Raw genomic sequence first — 18,389 nt, 5'->3', positions numbered from 1 at the left:
GCGCCCAGGATGAGGTAGAAGTCTGGGCATGACAGGCATCGCCAGATTCCGCACCACCGTGCTCGACTGCCCCTCGCCCATCGAGCTGGCCCGCTTCTACTCCGAGCTGCTCGGCTGGCGTGTCGTCAGCGAGGAGGACGAGACCTGGGTGGTCGTCACCGACGGCGGCCCGCCCGCCCGGCTGGCCTTCCAGCTGGCCGAGGACCACCAGCCGCCGGACTGGCCGGACCCCGCCCGGCCCCAGCAGTTCCACCTCGACGTCACCGTCGACGACCTGGACCTCGCCGAGGATCAGGTGCTGAAGATCGGCGCGCGCAAGCACGAGCACCAGCCGAGCGAGGACGACACCTTCCGCGTCTTCCTCGACCCGGCCGGTCACCCGTTCTGCCTGTGCGTGGGCGAGACCTCGGACTAGCCCACGAGCAGTTTCACGGCGCCGGTCAGGTCGCCCGCCGCGAGCGCCTGATCGGCCCGCGCCTGAGCCGCCGGGTCGTGGCCGGCCGCCTGCGCCAGGTCCCTGGCCACCGAGACGAGCGCGTCGTCGTGCGCGTAGGTGTCGGTACGCGACCTCTCCAGCAACGCGGCGGCCACACCCACCGCCCGCAGCACGGTACGGCCGTCGCGCACCGACCCGTCGGCGTTCCAGTGGCGCTCCGGCAGCACCGCACCCAGCACCGCCGCGGCCGCCCTGGACAGCCCGTCGCCCCTGCCCAGCTGTTCACGCACGGCCGCCAGACGCGTGCGCGCCCGATCGGTGCGCAGCCCGAACCCATAGGGGAACAGCGGACGGTACACCGGGTCGCCCACGTTGATCGGCACCTGCTCCATCGAGGCGGGCCAGGTGAAGGGCAGCCGTCCCGTGTACGGCACCGCGCCGAACATCGGATCCGACACCCCGGCTCCCTCGGTCCCCGGCAGCCAGGCGGCCACGACGGCCTCCACGCCCGACAGGTCGCCGAGCAGCAGCGGCCGTCCCGACACCACGACGACGACGCAGCGCAGCGCGCCGCAGACCGACGCGACCGCCGCCTTGTCGGCCGCCGACAGCTCCAGCGTGCGCCCCTGGCGCCCGACGTCGCCGATGCCCTCGGCGTACGGCGTCTCGCCCACGACCACGACGCCCACGTCATGACCGGCGGTGGGGGCGGAGGCGTCGGCCGAGTAGGTGACGGAGGAGGCCCGGCCGCGGATGCCCTCCAGGATGGTCGTGCCCGGCGTCGTCGGTCCCGAGGCGCCCTGCCAGCTGATCGTCCAGCCGCCGGACTGGTTGCCGACGTCGTCGGCGTTGGACCCGGCCACGTACACCTTGGCGGTCCTGGGCAGCGGCAGCACGGCGCCGTCGTTCTTCAGCAGGACCTGCGACTTGGCGGCGGCCGTACGGGCGATCGCTCGATGGCCGGGCGAGCCCACGGCGGCCAGGCCCGAGCGGTCGGCGAAGGGCCGATCGAACAGCCCCAGCCGGAACTTCTGCGTCAGGACACGGCTCACCGCGTCGTCCACGCGCGCGAGCGTGACGCGGCCCTCGGTCACCTCGGCGGTGAGCGCGGCCACGAACTGCGGGTACGCGTGCGGCACCATGATCATGTCGAGCCCCGCGTTGATCGAGGTGCGCACGTCGGACGGGTAGTCGCCGGGGATCTGGTCGATCGCCGCCCAGTCGCTGATCACGAAGCCCTTGAAGCCGAGCCGGCCCTTCAGCACGTCGGTGATCAGTTCGCGGTGGGCGTGCATCTTGGTCGGGCCGACGCTGGAGTAGGACGGCATGACGCTGCCGGCGCCCCGCCTGATCGCCTCGGCGAACGGCGCCAGGTGCAGCGCCTCCAGTTCTTGCCGGGTTCCGGTGAAGACGCCCTGGTCGATGGTGTAGTCGCCGGTCGAGGAGGTGCCATAGGTCGTGCCGCCGTCGGCGACGTAGTGCTTGGCGGTGGCCAGCACGCCGTGGTCCTGCAGGCCGTCCACGATCGTGGCCATCCGGCCGGCCAGCGCGGGGTCCTCGCCGAACGACTCGTAGGCGCGCCCCCACCGCTCGTCCCGCGAGACGCAGAGACACGGCGCGAAGTCCCAGGGGATACCGGTCGCCTTGACCTCCTTGGCGGTGATCTCCCCCGTCTTCTCCACCAGGGCCGGGTCACGCGTGGCGCCCAGGCCCACGTTGTGCGGGAAGATCGTCGCGCCGATCACGTTGTTGTGCCCGTGCACCGCGTCCACGCCGTAGATGAGCGGAATCTGCAGCCGGGTCTGCCGCGCGCGCAGCTGGAACCCGTCGACCATGTCCGCCCAGCCCTTGGGCGTGTTCACCGACGGCGCCGAGCCGCCGCCCGACAGCAGCGACCCGAGCAGGTACTCCGCGATGTCGTCCTGCCTGCCCAGCGCGCCGCGCTCGGCCTGCGTCATCTGCCCGGCCTTCTCGGCGAGCGTCATGCGCCCGAGCAGGTCACGCACCCGCTCCTTCACGCTCCTGCCCTTGTCGAGGTACGGCAGGCCGTGCGCGTTGACCACGATCGCGGGCTCGTCGGCGGGCGGCCGGACACCCTCGCCCGACAGTACGACCGGGATCGTCTCGGCGACCTCGGCCTGCCGGTCGGCGAGCGTCCTGACGGTGAACGCCTTGGCCGAGCCGGAGGCGGTGCCGGCGGGGAAGGCGAGCACGCCCTCGGCCGGGGTGTAGTCCTGGCCGGGGGTGGCGGTGCCCTCGCCGGTCCTGTACGTGACATCGGCGTCGGCGGGCAGCGGCCTGCCGTCGGCGGTGGTCACGGTGACCTTGACCTCGGCGCCGCCCTTCTCGTTCACGGGGTAGACCGGGGCGTCGGTGCTCAGCCTGACCGGTCTGGGGGGCGCGGTGCCGTACACCTGGACGTCGTCGAAGACGAGGGTGCCCGAGGCGGTGGGGAAGCGGATCGCGTACCCCCACATCGCGACCAGGTCCAGCTCGCCGTCGGTGGGGGCGCCGCCGGGCTGGTAGTCGCCCCGCCGTACGAAGTCGGCGAATGGGACCTGGATCCGCCGCCAGCCCGCCGTGTCGTCGGTGAAGGACGACTCGAACAGCTCGGCGCTGCCCGCGCCGGCGCCGCCGTCCTTGACCTCGAAGAACACCCGCTGACCCGAGGCCGCGCCCTTGACCCAGAAGGAGAAGCCCGAGTAGGGCGACCAGTCCTGGGTGGCGGCCAGGTCGTGGGACCAGCCGCCCCACTGGCTGACGGTGTACTCGGCGGACAGGGCCCGGTTGGCGCTCGCCGCGCCGGGCCGGTCGGGCGCGGCGGCGATGGCCAGCCGGGGCGTGGAGGCGGCGTCGTTGCCCCACGGGTAGACGCCCGCGGGGACGGTGTCGGACTCGAAGTCGGTGATGTCCGGCGGCTCCGCCGCCGCCCGCGCGGGAGCGGCTAAGAGCGTGGCGCCCAGCAGGGCCAGGAGGGCGAGAAAGCGCGTTCTGCGGCGGTGCGGGGTCACGACGCCTCCAGGATCTCGATGAGACCCCATAGTGACCCGAATCGCCCAGCCCGGCTAGAGAGCGCTCTCTCCGATTTCCGGCCGGGCTTTGCCCTCGGGTGAGGGCAAAGCCCGGCCGGTCAGAACAGCTCTTCCGCTCCCGTCTGGGCCGAAGGCCGGGCGGCGGGCGGGGTGTCGGCGGTCAGGGAGCCGCCCACCGCGCCGATCGTGTGGGTCAGGCGCAGGCCGGAGCCGTCGCGGCGGCTGATCTCCTCGGGCAATGGGATGGGCTTGCCCGTCGCCGAGACCGCCTTGGCCGGCGCGGGGCCGACCCAGGCGAGCAGCAGGACGTCCTCGCCCTTCAGGAAGCGCTGGGCGCGTACGCCGCCGGTGGCGCGGCCCTTGGCGGGGAACTCGGCGTAGTCGGAGACCTTGCCGCCACCCACCTGGGTGCCGGGCAGGGCGGTGGCCGATCCCGCGACCGTGACCACCTGAGCCGGGCGGGACGGGTCGACCGCGCCGAAGAAGATGACCCTGGCGTCGCCGTCGAGCCTGATGCCCGCCATGCCGCCCGCCGGCCGGCCCTGGGGGCGTACCGAGGAGGCGGAGAAGCGGAGCATCTGCGCGTCGGAGGTGACGAAGACCAGGTCGGCGTCCTCGGAGTCGAGTTCGACGGCGCCGATCACGCGGTCGCCGTCCTTCAGCGTGATGACCTCGAAGTCGTCGCGGTTGCCCGGGTACTCGGGCACGACCCGCTTGACCACGCCCTGCGCGGTGCCCAGCGCGAGGCCGGGGCTGTCGGGGTCGAGCGAACCCAGGCCGACGACGATCTCACCGGAGTCGAGCGTGATGAACTCGGCCACCGGATGCCCGCCGGACAGCGACGGCGGGTTGGCCGAGGGCGGCAGCGTGGGCAGGTCGGCCACCGCCACGCGGACCATGCGGCCCTCGGAGGTGACGACGCCGACGCTGCCGAGCGCCGTACTTCGCACCGCCGAGACCAGCACGTCGTGGGCGGTGCGCTCGCCTTCGCCGGGCAACGCCGTGGCGTCGGGGGTGCGGGCCAGCAGCCCGGTGGACGACAGCAGCACCAGGCACGGATCGTCGGCGATCATCAGCGACGCCACCGGCGTGCGGGCCACTCCGGCCGACTCCAGCAGCACGGTGCGGCGCGGCGTGCCGTACTTCTTGGCCACCTCCGCCAGCTCGCCTGAGACCACCTGACGCAGCCGCGCCTCGGAGCCGAGGATCTCGCTGAGCTCGGCGATCTCCGTGCTCAGCCGCTCCTTCTCGCTGTCGAGCTCGAGCTTGTCGAAGCGGGTCAGGCGGCGCAGGGGCGTGTCGAGGATGTAGGCGGCCTGGATCTCGGTCAGCTCGAAGACGTCCATGAGGCGCTGGCGGGCCTGGCCGGAGTCGTCGGAGGAACGGATGACCTGGATGACCTCGTCGATGTTGAGCAGCGCGATGATGAGGCCGTCGACCAGGTGCAGGCGCTCCTGCCGCTTGCGGCGGCGGTACTCCGAGCGGCGGCGCACGACGGTGATGCGGTGGTCGACGTAGACCTGGAGCAGCTCGCGCAGGCCGAGCGTGCGGGGCTCGCCGTCGACGAGGGCCACGTTGTTGATGCCGAAGGTCTCCTCCATCGGCGTCAGCCGGTAGAGCTCCTCCAGCACGGCCTCCGGGACGAAGCCGTTCTTGATCTCGATGACCAGGCGCAGGCCCTTGTGCCGGTCGGTGAGGTCCTTCAGGTCGGCGATGCCCTGGAGCTTCTTGCTGGTCACCAGGTCCTTGATCTTGGTGACCACGCGCTCGGGGCCGACGGCGTAGGGCAGTTCGGTGACGACGATGCCCTTGCGGCGCGGGGTGATCTGCTCGACCGTGCACTTGGCGCGCATGCGGAAGGTGCCGCGGCCGCTCTCGTAGGCGTCACGGATGCCCTGCAGGCCGATGATCGAGCCGCCGGTGGGCAGGTCGGGGCCGGGCACGTACCGCATCAGCTCGTCGAGCGAGGCGTCCGGCTTCTTGATGAGGTGGCGGGCGGCGGCGACGACCTCGCCGAGGTTGTGCGGGGCCATGTTGGTGGCCATGCCGACGGCGATGCCGGTGGTGCCGTTGACGAGCAGGTTGGGGAAGGCGGCCGGCATGACCGTGGGCTCGGTCTCCTGGCCGTCGTAGTTGGGCTTGAAGTCGACGGTGTCCTCGTCGAGCGACTCCACCATGAGCATGGCGGCGGGAGCCAGCCTCGCCTCGGTGTAGCGCATGGCGGCCGGCATGTCGTCGGGCGAGCCGAAGTTGCCGTGGCCGTCGACGAGCGGCAGTCGCATCGAGAACGGCTGCGCCAGGCGCACGAGCGCGTCGTAGATCGCGGAGTCGCCGTGGGGGTGGAGCTTGCCCATGACGTCGCCGACGACGCGCGAGGACTTGACGTGCCCGCGGTCGGGGCGCAGCCCCATCTCGCTCATGGAGTAGAGGATGCGGCGCTGCACCGGCTTCAGACCGTCGCGCGCGTCTGGCAGCGCGCGTTGGTAGATGACCGAGTAGGCGTACTCGAGGAAGCTGGTGCGCATCTCGGAGGAGACGTCGATATCGACGATCCTCTCCTCGAAGTCCTCCGGAGGCGGGGTCGTGGTGCGTCGGGCCATGTCGAACATTTTGACGGAGGATCGGGGGTGTCCGCGACTCAATGGCCAGACGAGTATCTTGACCAAGCAATTGCTTGGGACGTACGTTCAGGCCATGATTGAGTTTCACCCTGTGACCAAGCACATCGGCGCCGAGGTGACCGGGGTCGACCTGCGCAAGCCACTGGCGCCGGAAGAGGTGGCCACACTCCGCGAAGGCTGGCTGCGCCACCTCGTGCTGTTCTTCCGCGACCAGCACATCGACGACGACCAGCACCTGCAGTTCGCGCTGAACTTCGGCACGCTCAACCATCCGGCGTTCAAGAAGGACTCCAGCAGCCCGATCCACGTGCTGGACCAGACCGACCCCAAGGGCGAGGGCGGCGACGAGTGGCACAGCGACAACACCTTCGAGCCCACGCCGCCCATGGGCTCGCTGCTGCGCTGCGTCCAGCTCCCGAGCGTCGGCGGCGACACCTGCTGGGCCAACACCTATCTGGCCTACGAGACGCTGTCGCCGTCCCTGCAGCGGCTGTGCGACGAGCTGACGGCCGTGCACGACATCACGATGTCGATGAAGAAGGCCATCTCCAAGGGACACCCCTTCGTTCTTGAGGAGATCCAGGCCAAGTGGCCGCCGATCGAGCGGCCGATCGTCCGCACCCACGCCGAGACGGGACGCAAGGCCCTGTTCGTCAACCGGGCCTCGACCACCCGCCTGGCCGGGCTGACCGACCGGGAGAACGAGGCGCTGCTGCCGCTGCTCATCGACCACATCCGCTCGCCCGAGTACCAGGTACGCCTGCGCTGGCGGCCGGGCACGATGGCGTTCTGGGACAACCGGCCCACCCAGCACTACGCGGTGGCCGACTACACCGAGCGCCGCCGGATGCACCGGGTCACCGTCAACGCCTTCCCCGAACACCAGGACGGCGCGTAGGAGCCCCCTTCCCCCGAGAGCGCCTTTGACCCTAGAATGAGTTAGGAAACTTTCCTAATAAGCTGGGAGTCAGGGTGAAACTCGCCGTTGTCGGGGGCGGCTCGACGTACACGCCGGAACTGATCGACGGGTTCGCCCGCCTGCGCGATGATCTGCCGATCACCGAGATCGCGCTGATCGATCCGCACGCCGAACGCCTCGAACTGGTCGCGGGCGTCTCCCGCCGCATGCTCGCGCGAGCGGGGCATCCGGCGAAGGTCGTCGCCACGCCCTCGGTCGAGGAGGGCGTGGCCGGGGCGCAGGCCGTCCTCTTCCAACTGCGGGTCGGCGGCCAGGCCGCCCGCAACGTGGACGAGACGCTGCCGCTGCGGTGCGGCTGCGTGGGCCAGGAGACGACCGGCGCCGGAGGTCTCGCCAAGGCGCTGCGGACCGTCCCGATCGTGCTCGACCTGGCCGAACGGGTGCGCGAACACGCCCCGGACGCCTGGATCGTCGACTTCACCAACCCGGTCGGCATCGTCACCCGCGCCCTGCTCGACGCCGGGCACCGCGCGATCGGGCTGTGCAACGTGGCCATCGGCTTCCAGCGCACCTTCGCCCGCTACCTCGGCGTCGAGCCGGGCCGGGTCAGCCTCGGCCACGTCGGCCTGAACCACCTCACCTGGGAGCGCGCCGTCTACCTCGACGGCGAGGACGTCCTGCCCCGGCTGCTGGCCGAGCACGGCCAGGAGATCGCCGACAACATCGGGCTGCCGCCGGAGCTGTTCGCCCGCCTCGGCGTCGTGCCCTCCTACTACCTGCGCTACTTCTACGCCCACGACATCGTCGTCGCCGAGCAGCGCACCAAGCCCTCGCGCGCCGACGAGGTGGCCGCCATGGAGGCGCGACTCCTGGAGATGTACGCCGACCCGGCCGTCGACACCAAGCCCGAACTCCTGGGCAAGCGCGGCGGCGCCTTCTACTCCGAGGCCGCCGTCGCGCTCATCGCCTCCCTGCTCGGCGATCGCGGCGACGTCCAGGTGGTCAACACGCGCAACGCGGGCACGCTGCCGTTCCTGCCGGACGAGGCGGTCATCGAGGTGCCCGCCACGATCACCGCGACCGGCGCCGTCCCGCTGCCCATCGACCCGCTCGACCCCCTCTACGCCGGCCTGATCGCCAACGTCTCCGCCTACGAGAGCCTGGCACTCGACGCCGCGATCCACGGCGGCGCCGACCGCGTGCGCAACGCGCTGCTGGCCCACCCGCTGATCGGCCAGGAAGCCGTCGCGGGCGAGCTCACCGACCTGCTGCTCGAGGCCAACGCCGCGCACCTGCCGTGGGTGAAGCCGTGAGCACGCTGCTCGCCGTCGACGGGGGCAACAGCAAGACCGACGTGCTCGTGCTCTCCTCCGACGGCACCGTGCTGGCGCGCGGGCGGGGCGGACCGTTCGTCCCGCAGAGCGCCGGCGTCCCCGCCGCCGCCGACGTCCTCGAAGACGCGGTACGGCAGGCGCTCGGACCCGGCGCGGCCCCGCCGTACGCCGACCGGATGGCCGCCTACCTGGCCGGCGCCGACCTGCCCGCGGAAGAGGAAGCCCTGGCCGCCGAGTTCGGCGCCAGGGGCTTCGCCCGCGACATCGTGGTCGGCAACGACACCTTCGCCCTGCTGCGGGCGGGGGCCTCAGGCCCGTCCGGCGTGGCCGTGGTCTGCGGCGCCGGCATCAACGCCGTCGGCGTCTCCCCCACCGGCCAGGTGGCCCGCTTCCCCGCGATCGGGCCGCTCGTGGGCGACTGGGGCGGCGGCGTCGGGCTCACCAACGAGGTCATGTGGCACGCCGCCCGCGCCGAGGACGGCCGCGGCGGCCCCACGGCCCTGGCCGGCCTGGTCACCTCCCACTTCGACGCCCCCACGGTCGAGCAGGTGGCGCTCGACGTGTACTTCGGCCGGCTCGACCCGCTGCGCCTGCTGGAGCTGACCGCCGGCCTGCTGGAGGTGGCCGCCGCCGGTGACGAGATCGCGATCAGCCTGGTCACCCGCATGGCCGACGAGATCGTCGGCATGGCCAGGGTCTGCCTGACCCGCCTGGACCTGCTGGAGACGCCCACCGAGGTGGTGCTGGGCGGCGGCGTGCTGCGGGCCAGGCACCCGCTGCTGATGGACCTGCTGGACGCCCGCTTCGTCAAGCACACCCCGGCCGCCAAGCCCGTCGTGACCGACACCCCGCCCATCGTGGGCGCGGCGCTGAACGGCCTGGACGCCCTGGGCACCACGCAGGAGGCCGAAGCCCGGCTCCGCGCACAGTTCTGACGAGGAGGGGGCTGCCGTCCGGACGGCAGCCCCCGGCCGCGTTCCTGGAGACCACCGTCGGCCCCTGACGGCCGCCAGGTGGAACAAGCCGTGGCCGCCCGTCTCCCCGCCGCCCTGGCGGGCGCATGCCGAAGCCGCCGCACGTGCTGTGCGGCGGCTTCGCCCGTGGTGTCTAGGCGTCGATGTGGTCGCGGTCCACCTCGGCCGCGCTGCTGACGATGAACTCGCGCCGGGGCGCCACGTCACTGCCCATCAGCAGGTTGAAGATGCCCTCGGCCGCCTCGGCGTCCTCGATGCGCACCCGGCGCAGGATCCGGTGGCGCGGGTCCATCGTGGTCTCGGCCAGCTGGTCGGCGTCCATCTCGCCCAGGCCCTTGTAGCGCTGGACCGGGTCCTTCCACCGCTTGCCGCGCCGTTCGAGATCGCGCAGGACCTTGTGCAACTCGGCGTCGGTGTAGCAGTAGATGTACTTGTCCTGGCCCCGGCCCGGATTGGTGAGCTCGATGCGGTGCAGCGGCGGCACGGCGGCGAACACGCGCCCGGCCTCGACCATGGGCCACATGTAGCGGTGGAACAGGGTCAGCAGGAGGGTCCTGATGTGGGCGCCGTCGACGTCGGCGTCGGCCATCAGGATGATACGGCCGTAGCGTGCGGCCTCCAGGTCGAAGGAGCGGCCGGACCCGGCGCCCACCACCTGGATGATCGCGGCGCACTCGGCGTTCTTCAGCGTGTCGGCGACCGACGCCTTCTGCACGTTGAGGATCTTGCCGCGGATCGGCAGCAGCGCCTGGAACTCCGAGTCGCGGGCCAGCTTCGCGGTGCCGAGGGCGGAGTCACCCTCGACGATGAACAGCTCGCTGCGGTCGACGTCGTCGCTGCGGCAGTCGACCAGCTTGGCGGGCAGCGCGGAGTTTTCCAGGGCGCTCTTGCGGCGCTGGTTGTCGCGGTGCTCGCGGGCGGCGATGCGGGCCTTCGCGGCGGCCACGATCTTCTCCAGCATCGCGCGCAGCGGCTGCTTCATGCCGCGCGGCGGGTTGGTGAAGACCGCCTTGAGCTCGCGCGAGACCACGTGGGAGACGATGCGGGTGGCCGCCGAGGTGCCGAGGACCTCCTTGGTCTGGCCCTCGAACTGCGGCTCGGGCACCCGGACGGTCACCACGGCGGTCAGGCCTTCGAGGATGTCCTCCTTGGTGACCGGGTCGTCGCCGTTCTTGAGCAGCCGGGTCTCGCGCAGCTGCTCGTTGAGCGTCTTGACCAGCGCGCGCTCGAAGCCGGTGACGTGGGTGCCGCCCTTGGGGGTGGCGATCACGTTGACGAACGAGCGGATGGTCGAGTCGTAGCCCTTGCCCCAGCGCACCGCCACGTCGACGGTCAGCTCGCGCTGGACCTCGGTGGGGGTCATGTGGCCCTGGTCGTCGAGGACGGGCACGGTCTCGTGGAAGTGGCCGAGCCCCTGCAGCCGCTGCACCTCGCAGACGGCCTCGTCGCGCGCCAGGAACTCGGTGAACTCGGAGATGCCGCCGTCGAAGCGGAACTCCTCGGTCTGGCCGTCGTGGATCAGGGCCAGCGTCAGGCCCGGCACGAGGAAGGCGGTCTGGCGCAGCCGTACGTGGATCTCGTCGATGGAGACCTCGGCCTCGGCCAGGAAGATCTGGGTGTCGGCCCAGAAGCGCACCCGGGTGCCGGTGACCTTCTTGCTCAGCTTGCCGCCGTCGCGCAGGCCGGACTTCTTCTTGAACTTGGCCGTGGGGCCGTCGCCGTCGAAGACGCCGGGCACGCCGCGCCTGAAGCTCATCAGGTGGACCTTGCCGTAGCGGTCGACCTCGATGTCGAGGCGGGACGACAGCGCGTTGACCACCGAGGCGCCCACGCCGTGCAGTCCGCCGGAGGCCGCGTAGGAGCCGCCGCCGAACTTTCCGCCCGCGTGGAGCTTGGTGTAGACGAGCTCCACGCCGGGAAGCCCGCTCTTGGGCTCGATGTCCACCGGGATGCCGCGGCCGTCGTCACGCACCTCGATGGAGCCGTCCTCGAACAGCTCGACCTCGATACGGGTGCAGTGACCGCCCAGCGCCTCGTCGACGCCGTTGTCCACGATCTCCCAGAGGCAGTGCATGAGACCGCGGCTGTCGGTGGACCCGATGTACATGCCAGGGCGCTTGCGGACGGCCTCGAGGCCCTCAAGCACCGACAGGTGACGAGCTGTGTAACCCGCCTCCACTACCGTCACTCCCGCTCCTCTGGTCTAGCCATCGAACACGTGTGCGTAGCTTACCGTTCTTCCCGCTGACGCGCGTACAAGCTTGCCATCCCGGCACGTTTGCCGTTACCAACCGGCTGATCATCATTACTTTCGGACACATTCCGCTCTCGGCGTAGCGACGCGCCGGTTGGGAACGTCCAGGTCCGGTTAGATGTTGTCTCAAGTGACTGCGCCAGATCCTCGCTTCGGCGGGGGTGACCAGAAAGGCGATACGTGACTGGAGCTCTCGCCCCCGTTAAGCCGCTGACGGCCCTCGACCGTTGTGACCGTTGCGGCGCCCAGGCCTACATTCGTGCGACCCTGCCGGTAGGTGGGGAGCTGCTGTTCTGCGCCCACCATGGGCGACAGCACGTGGCGGCACTGCGCGATAAGGGCGCCGATATCCTGGACGAATCGGCCCGACTCAGCGAAACCCCTACGATTGCCCCCGACAGCGAGCGCTGACTCAGCACTCGCTCCGAGATAACCACATATAGCGCTACGCACGACGCGGCCGCCCCTTCAGGCGAGGGGCGCCGCGTCGTGCTGTTTCAGGACCCCTGTGTACGGCCCGCCGCCCCCAGACCTTCGCCCACCCGGTAGTGGTAGCCCTCTCCGGCCACCTCGAAGCCCTCGCCGCGGTAGAGCCCTATGGCGTTCTCGTTCGCCTCGGTGACCACCAGGTAGGCCGACGACATCCCGGCCGGCACGGCGCGCCGTACCAGCGCCCTGATCACACTGCGGCCCAGCCCCCGGCGGCGGGCGGCCGGCAGGGTCGCCATGCAGTAGATCCCGAGCGTGTCCCCCTGCGGGACGCCGCGGCCCACGGCCAGGGGCACGCCGTCCCGCTCGACCGCGGCGTACCAGGCGGGCACTCCGGTCACGATGCGCCGCGCGTCGCCGATCCGGTCGGCGTAGCGGCCGTCCACGGACCACCAGGCGTCCATCCAGGCGTCCCAGGGCTCGTCCTCGATCCGGACGGGGTGCGCGGGCGCCTCGGGCAGAGAGCCCAGGCGGGCGACCATGGCCAGGACGGGCCGCGTACGCCGGTAGCCGCGCCGTTCCAGGACCCGGTCGAGGCCGGGATCGCCGACCGTGAAGACGGGCTTCAGCCCCCGCTCGGCGTAGAACCTTTCCGCGTCTTCCAGTGCCGCGTCCATGTCCTCCGGTACATTCCGGGCATATACCGAGTTCGCCCGATCGGTCACGCCACCGGCGTATCGCAGGACCCAGCCGTCGCGCTCGTGCTGTTCGAACGCCGGCCACGCTTCGTGCACCAACCTGCGAAAATCCATGACAAAAGCCATGAACGGCACGATATCTATTACGATTCCCCAGGTGTCCTCCCCATCCCACGAAACGACGCCGCGCGGCCGGGCCTGGATGTGGTTCGCGGGCCTCGCCGCCGTGATCCTCCTCCCGCTGGCCATCGCGTGGCCGCTCGGCGGGCTGGCGGACGCGGGAAAGAACGAGCCGCCCAAGACCGCGCTCGGGCAGAAGCTGACCGGCAACCGCTTCCAGCTCGTGCCGAAGAAGGCCGCGTACACCACCAACGACCCCAACCCGTCGCCCTTCGGCGAGCCCGACAAGGGCCGGTACGTGGTGCTCGACCTCGACGTGACCAACGTCAGCCGGTTTCCCGCGTCGCTGTCCGACATGGCCGCCCGCCTCGCCATCAAGCTCGACGGCAGGCCGCTCGACCAGATCATGTCCATCAAGGACCAGCTGATCATGCGTCCGGGCGACAACCGGGGCAGCCTGCTCAACCCCGGCATGGCCGAGACCGTCCGCCTGTCGTGGGAGGTCGCCGCCGAGGCTCCGGACCCCAGCCGGCTCAGCGTCGCCGTCCACGACGAGGACTACCAGCCGAGCTGGTCGCTGCTGGGCTACTACTCGGGCACCTCGCTCTGGTACAGGCAGGACGATCCGCGCTGGATACTGGACACCCCGCTGGAGCGGGCATGAACAAGCTGATCGCACTGGTCGCCTCGGCGCTGCTGCTCGTGGCCGTCGGCGCCGCCCAGCGGCTGCGGCCCGACGCCGACCGCGTCTACCAGCCCCTCTCCTCGGCCGGCGCCATCGGCCAGGACGTCCGCACCACCCCGTACACCGTCCGGGTGGAGCGCGCGGAGACCGGCCGCGAGCTGGTGCTGACGGGTTTCCTGGACAAGAAGGAGAAAAAGACCACCAAGGGCGTGTGGGTCGTGGTCCACCTGACCGCCACCGCCACCCAGGAGCGGGTCCAGCTGGGCACCGTGGAGCTCCAGGCGTTGAACGGCACCCGCTACGCGGTCACCGACCGCTTCTCCACCCTCGGCTCGGCCGACCTGGAGGCGGGCATCCCGCAGCGCGGCACGATCGCCTTCGAACTGCCGCCGGACGCCGTCAAGGGCGCCATCCTGCGGATCACCAAGGCCAGGTACACCACCATCCACCGGCTCAACGCCGCGCTGGGCCCCGGGGTCGAGGTGCCGCTGGGGTTGTCCGGCGCCGCCGTACCGACGGTGACGATCGAGGAGGACGACGCGTGAGCGGGCGGCGCGCGAAGCGCGGCAAGGGCGTGAAACACCTCTGGTACGGCCTGGGCCTGGCCGCCGCCGTGGCGGCGCTGGTGGCCGTGCAGGTCGTGCCCAAGCTGGAGGACTACGGGCTGCGCTCGGGCGGCGAGCCGATCGACGCCGCGGCCGGGTCGGGCGCGGCGTTCGAGGGCTCGACGTGGCGGCTGATCGGCATCGGCCAGACCTCGGGCGACGACCTCCCGCCCGGCACCACGGCCGTCACCGCGGTCATCGGCGTCACCCCGCGCGACGCGGCGGCCAGCAAGGCCATGTCCAAGGGCTGCGAAACGGCCGTCCGCGACGCCCGCGCCCGCACCTGGACGCCGACCACGCGGGTGAAGGGCGTCCCCAAGGTCTCCACGCTGTGCACCCGGATCGACGAGAAGACCTACAAGCCGATCCTGGCCAAGCCGGGGGTGGAGTCGAAGTTCCAGGCGAGCTTCGCCGTCCCGGCCGACGCGGTCAGCTCTCTGCGGGTTGAGGTGCGTCTTCCCGACCACCACGAGAATTTCGTACGGCTGACGCCGTCCGCAGCGCCATCTGCAGGGCCGCCGCCAGCAGGCTGATCCGCAGCACCTCGTAGACCGCCGTGACCCCGAACTTGATCGGCCCGTGCCACACGGTCCACCAGTTGCTCTCGTGCGGCCCGATCAGGTTGACCACGCCGATGAACGCCCAGTCGTGGCCCACGCCCAGCAGCGTGTAGCACAGGCAGAACACCAGGAAGAAGACCGGCCCGGCGCGCAGCACCATGCGCAGGCCGTTCAGCATGGGCGTGTACTTGTCACGCAGGTCGCGCGAGACGAACTCGGCCACCTTCCGCACCGGCTCCGGCGCCGCCTCCTTCACCCGTCCCGCGCCCGACTCGACGCGGGTGCCCTGGATCAGGGCCTCGCCCTGGCCCATCTCGCGGCCGTAGACGACGGCGGCGATCGTCACCCAGACCAGCGGCAGGACCAGCGCGTCCTTGAGATTCGGCACGACCACCGCGACCGCCTCGCCCACCGGCCCCAGCACGCCGCCGATGACGTCGGCGGCGGCCACCCAGGCGGACCTGGAGGTCAGCCACTCGATCCGCTCGCCGATCCAGTGCTCGACGCTGATCACCGCGAAGAACATCCACATGGACTCCAGCGCGATCGACAGCAGCCCGAGTCGCCCCTTCGGCCACCGCTCGTACGCCTTGCCGACCGCGACCCGGGCCGCGAACGCGCCCAGGGCGATGAACGAGGTGGTGAGCAGCGGGTTGAAGCTGAGGTTCTCGATCTCCTGCACCCCGAAGAGCTCCTGGGACAGGATGCTGTACTGCCGCACATCGTCGGTGAACAGCCCCCAGGCCCCGTAGAAGGCCAGGAACGGCAGCATGGTCTGCGCGATCAACGTCGACAGCCGCCCGCCCTGCCCTTCGGCGGCGCCGGCCAGGATCGCGTTTCTGCGCAGCACCTGAAGCATGGCCACGTACGAGGCCAGGGTGGCCAGCACGGCCAGGCTCATGACCGCGAAACCCAGGTACTTGCGCGGGGCCTCGACGTCACCGGCGTAGACGGCGCCGACGAGGATCAGGTCGTGGACCACCCGGCCCACCGTGTAGAAGAAGGCCAGGGGCAGGAAGGACCGCACTGCCAGGACAAGTGCATCCCAAGGCAGCCAAACGGGGGAGAGTGACGCTTTCATCGCTGTGGATGCTACCGGCCCTAAGCTGTCTGACGTGCTGATTCTGCTGCCGCCGTCCGAAGGCAAGGCGCCGGAGGGCTCCGGCGCCCCGCTGGGCGAGCTCTCCTTCCCCGCGCTGGACAAGGCCCGCAAACGCGTGCGAACCGCCCTCGCCAGGGCGTCCAAGCGCCGCGACGCCATCGACGTCCTCGGCCTCACGCCCGGTCTGGCGGCCGAACTGGAGAAGAACCTCGCGCTGGAGAGCGCACCGGCGCTTCCGGCCGCCGAGCTCTACACCGGCGTCCTGTACGACAACCTCGGCCTGGCCACCCTCTCCCCCGCCGACCTGCGCAGGGCCGAGGAGTCGCTGCTCATCTTCTCCGGGCTGTGGGGCGTGCTGCGGATCACCGACCGGGTCCCGCCGTACCGGCTGTCCATGGGTGTGACCCTGCCCGTGCTGGGCGGGCTCGCCGCCTTCTGGCGTCCCATGATCACCAAGCAGCTCGACGGGCTGCCCGGTCTGGTGGTCGACATGCGCTCCGGCACGTACGCGGGGGCGTGGAAGCCGGGCGACCGCTCGGTCGCGGTGCGGGTCTTCCGCGACGGCAAGGTCGTCAGCCACATGGCCAAGGCCACCCGGGGCGCGATCGCCCGCGCTCTGGTGCGCTCGGGCGAAGACCCCACGACCCCCGCCGACCTCGCCAAACTCCTCGACACGTACGGCTTCGCCACCACCCTGGGCCCTCGCCCCAAACCGGCCCACCCCTGGCACCTCGACGTGGAGGCCACCGCCTAGCCCAGACCGCTAGAGCGGCACAGGCAAGCACACGCCGCGCAACCGGCCGGCCGGGCAGGCAGGCAGAAGCTGCGCAGACGAGCAGTCGGGCTGGCGCGGAGGCAGCACAAGCGGCCCAGGGGCGCAGACCGCCTGGGAGCGCAGCCCGTCTGGGGCGCGGGCCGTCTGAGGCACAGGCCGTCTGAGGCACAGGCCGTCTGAGGCACAGGCCGTCTGGGGGCGCAGACGGCGCACGGGCGCAGCCGACGTGGGGCACTCAGGCGACGCAGGCAGCGCGGGAGCGCAGGCGGCGTGGCGGCGCGGGAGCGCAGGCGGCGTGGCGGCGCGGGCGCGGGTGGTTCAGGCGGGGACTTGGTTGGGTTCGTCGGAGAACGTTCTGACGTCCTTGCTGGCCGCGGCCACCCCCGCCACCACCAGCATGATCCCGCCGATCCCGACCAGCGCCCACGCCCCGCCGAACGCCGCGGCCAGCGACCCGCCCAGCACCGGCGCCAGCGGGTTGAGCCCCCGGCTGACCAGTGTGAGCGCCGCGCCCACCCGCCCGAGCATGTCCTCCGGCACCAGCCGCGAGACCACCGCGGAGAGCACGACGTTGAACGTCGGCGTGGTCAGCGAGAACAGCAGCAGAGGCACCATGGGCCACCACGGCCCGAACGGGAGCGCCATGGCCACGATCGCCCCGCCGAACACCGTCGTGAAGACGACAGCCAGCTTCCCCGGCGCCAGCAGCCGCCCCAGCCACCCCGACAGCAGCGCACCGGCCAGCCCGCCGATCCCCGTGGCGGCGAACACGGTCCCGGTGTTGAGCGCGTCACCCCCACGCTCGCCGATCAGCACCACCAGCGGAATCAGGAACGCGCCGCCGAGCAGGTTGAGCATCATCGCGATGAGAAAGATCTCCCGCAGCCCCCGCCGCCGCCACAACCACCCGACGGCCTCCCCGGCCTCCCGGCGCATGCCCTTCCTGACCGGCTCAGGACTCCCCTGGGGCCGCCGCGGCACCCTGGCGAGCAACGTCGCCACCCAGGCCAGCAGATAACTCACGCAATCCACCACAAAGGGCACAGCCTGCCCCAGCCCATACAGAAGCCCACCGACCGGCGGCCCGGCCAGCGCCGCCGCGTGCCGCCGCGACTCCTCCTGCGCGTAGGCGCTCCGAAGCTGTTCGGGCGCGACAACCCCGCGAATCGCCGTATCCCAAGCAGGCCCGACAAAGGCCACACAAACCCCATCGACCACGGCCAGCGCCACCAGCACCCAAACGTGCGCCTCCCCCACAAGAATGACCCCAGCCAGTACGGCCGCCGCCAGCACCTGCACCGCCTGCGCCCCGAGCAACGTCCGCCGCCGATCCCACCGATCGACCCACACCCCGGCCGGCATCTGCGCCACGAGCATCGCCGCCGCCTTGGCCCCGGCCACGACCCCCGCCAGCCCCGGCGAACCGGTGAGCGCGAGCACCAGCATGGGCATCGCGATCCTGGTCATGTCGGTACCCAGCTGCGAAACCACACCGCCGATCCAGAGCAGCTGGAACTGCTTGTTCCCACGCAGAGACACGAGACTTCCTCAACCACGGCCGAAGGGGACGTTCCACAACCCGAACGAAGCCCGCCACCCTACCCGACCCCCACCCCCACAACCCACCGCACAAACCGTCCAACCCCAGATCCCGCCACGAGCCGCAGTCGCCAACCCCGGACAACCCGTGCGCCGTCCCACCCGGCAGCCCTCACGGCCGCCGGGCGCGGGAGCCCCACAGCCATAGCCCCGCACAAGCCCTCGCCGAACCCGGCACGAACATGTGATCGCCCAACCCGTCACAAGCATGTGATCGCCGAACCCGTCACAAGCATGTGATCGCCG

At 71.2% G+C, this 18,389-nt stretch carries 15 protein-coding genes; 9 read left to right on the top strand and 6 right to left on the bottom strand.

The genetic code is table 11. The features are described 5' to 3' along the window. The first annotated feature begins 28 nt into the window (after positions 1–28). Positions 29–415, top strand: a complete 387-nt coding sequence (locus tag ACIBI5_RS01330; RefSeq protein ID WP_397241978.1) for a VOC family protein — start codon at positions 29–31, stop codon at positions 413–415. Here ACIBI5_RS01330 and ACIBI5_RS01325 read toward each other — a convergent pair. Beyond that, positions 412–3,447, bottom strand: coding sequence for a glycoside hydrolase family 3 N-terminal domain-containing protein (locus ACIBI5_RS01325; RefSeq protein WP_397241976.1), 3,036 nt, complete (start codon positions 3,445–3,447; stop codon positions 412–414). The genes ACIBI5_RS01330 and ACIBI5_RS01325 overlap by 4 nt on opposite strands. 119 nt (positions 3,448–3,566) lie before the next feature. After that, entirely contained in the window at positions 3,567–6,077 is a 2,511-nt protein-coding gene (locus ACIBI5_RS01320; RefSeq protein ID WP_397241974.1) for a DNA topoisomerase (ATP-hydrolyzing) subunit A, read from the bottom strand. 85 nt (positions 6,078–6,162) lie between these two features. Here ACIBI5_RS01320 and ACIBI5_RS01315 point away from each other — a divergent pair, with 85 nt between their 5' ends. From ACIBI5_RS01315 to ACIBI5_RS01305, 3 genes are all read left to right on the top strand, one after another. Further along, positions 6,163–6,987 carry a TauD/TfdA dioxygenase family protein gene (locus tag ACIBI5_RS01315; protein WP_397241972.1) on the top strand — a complete coding sequence of 275 codons (825 nt, stop codon included), beginning with the start codon at positions 6,163–6,165 and terminating at the stop codon, positions 6,985–6,987. Between the two features lie 74 nt (positions 6,988–7,061). Further along, complete coding sequence (locus ACIBI5_RS01310; protein WP_397241970.1) at positions 7,062–8,321, top strand: 6-phospho-beta-glucosidase; 1,260 nt, start codon at positions 7,062–7,064, stop codon at positions 8,319–8,321. Then, on the top strand, positions 8,318–9,277 hold the full coding sequence (locus ACIBI5_RS01305; protein WP_397241968.1) for an N-acetylglucosamine kinase: 960 nt from the start codon (positions 8,318–8,320) through the stop codon (positions 9,275–9,277). The genes ACIBI5_RS01310 and ACIBI5_RS01305 overlap by 4 nt, the downstream gene beginning before the upstream one ends. A 172-nt stretch (positions 9,278–9,449) precedes the next feature. Here the strand turns inward: ACIBI5_RS01305 and ACIBI5_RS01300 are convergent, their stop codons facing one another. Further along, on the bottom strand, positions 9,450–11,504 hold the full coding sequence (locus ACIBI5_RS01300; RefSeq protein WP_397241966.1) for a type IIA DNA topoisomerase subunit B: 2,055 nt from the start codon (positions 11,502–11,504) through the stop codon (positions 9,450–9,452). Positions 11,505–11,750: 246 nt separating this feature from the next. On the opposite strand from ACIBI5_RS01300, the gene ACIBI5_RS01295 reads away from it, so the two are divergent. Then, positions 11,751–11,981 carry a hypothetical protein gene (locus ACIBI5_RS01295; protein WP_312896826.1) on the top strand — a complete coding sequence of 77 codons (231 nt, stop codon included), beginning with the start codon at positions 11,751–11,753 and terminating at the stop codon, positions 11,979–11,981. An 86-nt stretch (positions 11,982–12,067) separates the two neighbouring features. Here ACIBI5_RS01295 and ACIBI5_RS01290 read toward each other — a convergent pair whose 3' ends face one another. After that, positions 12,068–12,823, bottom strand: coding sequence for a GNAT family N-acetyltransferase (locus tag ACIBI5_RS01290; RefSeq protein ID WP_397241964.1), 756 nt, complete (start codon positions 12,821–12,823; stop codon positions 12,068–12,070). Positions 12,824–12,854: 31 nt separating this feature from the next. Here ACIBI5_RS01290 and ACIBI5_RS01285 point away from each other — a divergent pair, with 31 nt between their 5' ends. Genes ACIBI5_RS01285 through ACIBI5_RS01275 form a run of 3 tightly spaced genes read left to right on the top strand, consistent with a single transcriptional unit; the run spans position 12,855 to position 14,640 of the window. Beyond that, a complete protein-coding gene (locus tag ACIBI5_RS01285; protein WP_397241962.1) occupies positions 12,855–13,481 on the top strand; it encodes a hypothetical protein in 627 nt (208 codons plus the stop codon). Further along, positions 13,478–14,047, top strand: a complete 570-nt coding sequence (locus ACIBI5_RS01280; protein ID WP_397241960.1) for a hypothetical protein — start codon at positions 13,478–13,480, stop codon at positions 14,045–14,047. The genes ACIBI5_RS01285 and ACIBI5_RS01280 overlap by 4 nt, the downstream gene beginning before the upstream one ends. Beyond that, entirely contained in the window at positions 14,044–14,640 is a 597-nt protein-coding gene (locus ACIBI5_RS01275) for a hypothetical protein (RefSeq protein ID WP_397241958.1), read from the top strand. Before ACIBI5_RS01280 ends, ACIBI5_RS01275 begins: the two co-directional genes overlap by 4 nt. Here ACIBI5_RS01275 and ACIBI5_RS01270 read toward each other — a convergent pair. Continuing rightward, on the bottom strand, positions 14,537–15,694 hold the full coding sequence (locus tag ACIBI5_RS01270; RefSeq protein ID WP_397241956.1) for a hypothetical protein: 1,158 nt from the start codon (positions 15,692–15,694) through the stop codon (positions 14,537–14,539). The two genes, ACIBI5_RS01275 and ACIBI5_RS01270, sit on opposite strands and share 104 nt — an antisense overlap. A gap of 88 nt (positions 15,695–15,782) precedes the next feature. Here ACIBI5_RS01270 and ACIBI5_RS01265 point away from each other — a divergent pair, with 88 nt between their 5' ends. After that, on the top strand, positions 15,783–16,523 hold the full coding sequence (locus tag ACIBI5_RS01265; protein ID WP_397241954.1) for a YaaA family protein: 741 nt from the start codon (positions 15,783–15,785) through the stop codon (positions 16,521–16,523). Positions 16,524–16,862: 339 nt separating this feature from the next. Here ACIBI5_RS01265 and ACIBI5_RS01260 read toward each other — a convergent pair whose 3' ends face one another. Continuing rightward, on the bottom strand, positions 16,863–18,083 hold the full coding sequence (locus ACIBI5_RS01260) for an MFS transporter (protein WP_397241952.1): 1,221 nt from the start codon (positions 18,081–18,083) through the stop codon (positions 16,863–16,865). Between the last annotated feature and the right edge of the window lie 306 nt (positions 18,084–18,389).

Source organism: Nonomuraea sp. NPDC050540, assembly GCF_044457485.1.
In the GTDB taxonomy this organism is placed as follows: Bacteria; Actinomycetota; Actinomycetes; order Streptosporangiales; family Streptosporangiaceae; genus Nonomuraea.
Note: the sequence above shows the minus strand (reverse complement) of the source record. Positions and strands in the feature narration are given on the sequence as shown.

What these genes read in the sequence shown, in the direction of transcription:
- ACIBI5_RS01330 (WP_397241978.1), top strand. Translation starts at nt 29, where the DNA reads ATGACAGGCATCGCCAGATTCCGCACCACCGTGCTCGACTGCCCCTCG.
- ACIBI5_RS01320 (WP_397241974.1), bottom strand. Translation starts at nt 6,077, where the DNA reads ATGTTCGACATGGCCCGACGCACCACGACCCCGCCTCCGGAGGACTTC.
- ACIBI5_RS01315 (WP_397241972.1), top strand. Translation starts at nt 6,163, where the DNA reads ATGATTGAGTTTCACCCTGTGACCAAGCACATCGGCGCCGAGGTGACC.
- ACIBI5_RS01290 (WP_397241964.1), bottom strand. Translation starts at nt 12,823, where the DNA reads ATGGCTTTTGTCATGGATTTTCGCAGGTTGGTGCACGAAGCGTGGCCG.
- ACIBI5_RS01280 (WP_397241960.1), top strand. Translation starts at nt 13,478, where the DNA reads ATGAACAAGCTGATCGCACTGGTCGCCTCGGCGCTGCTGCTCGTGGCC.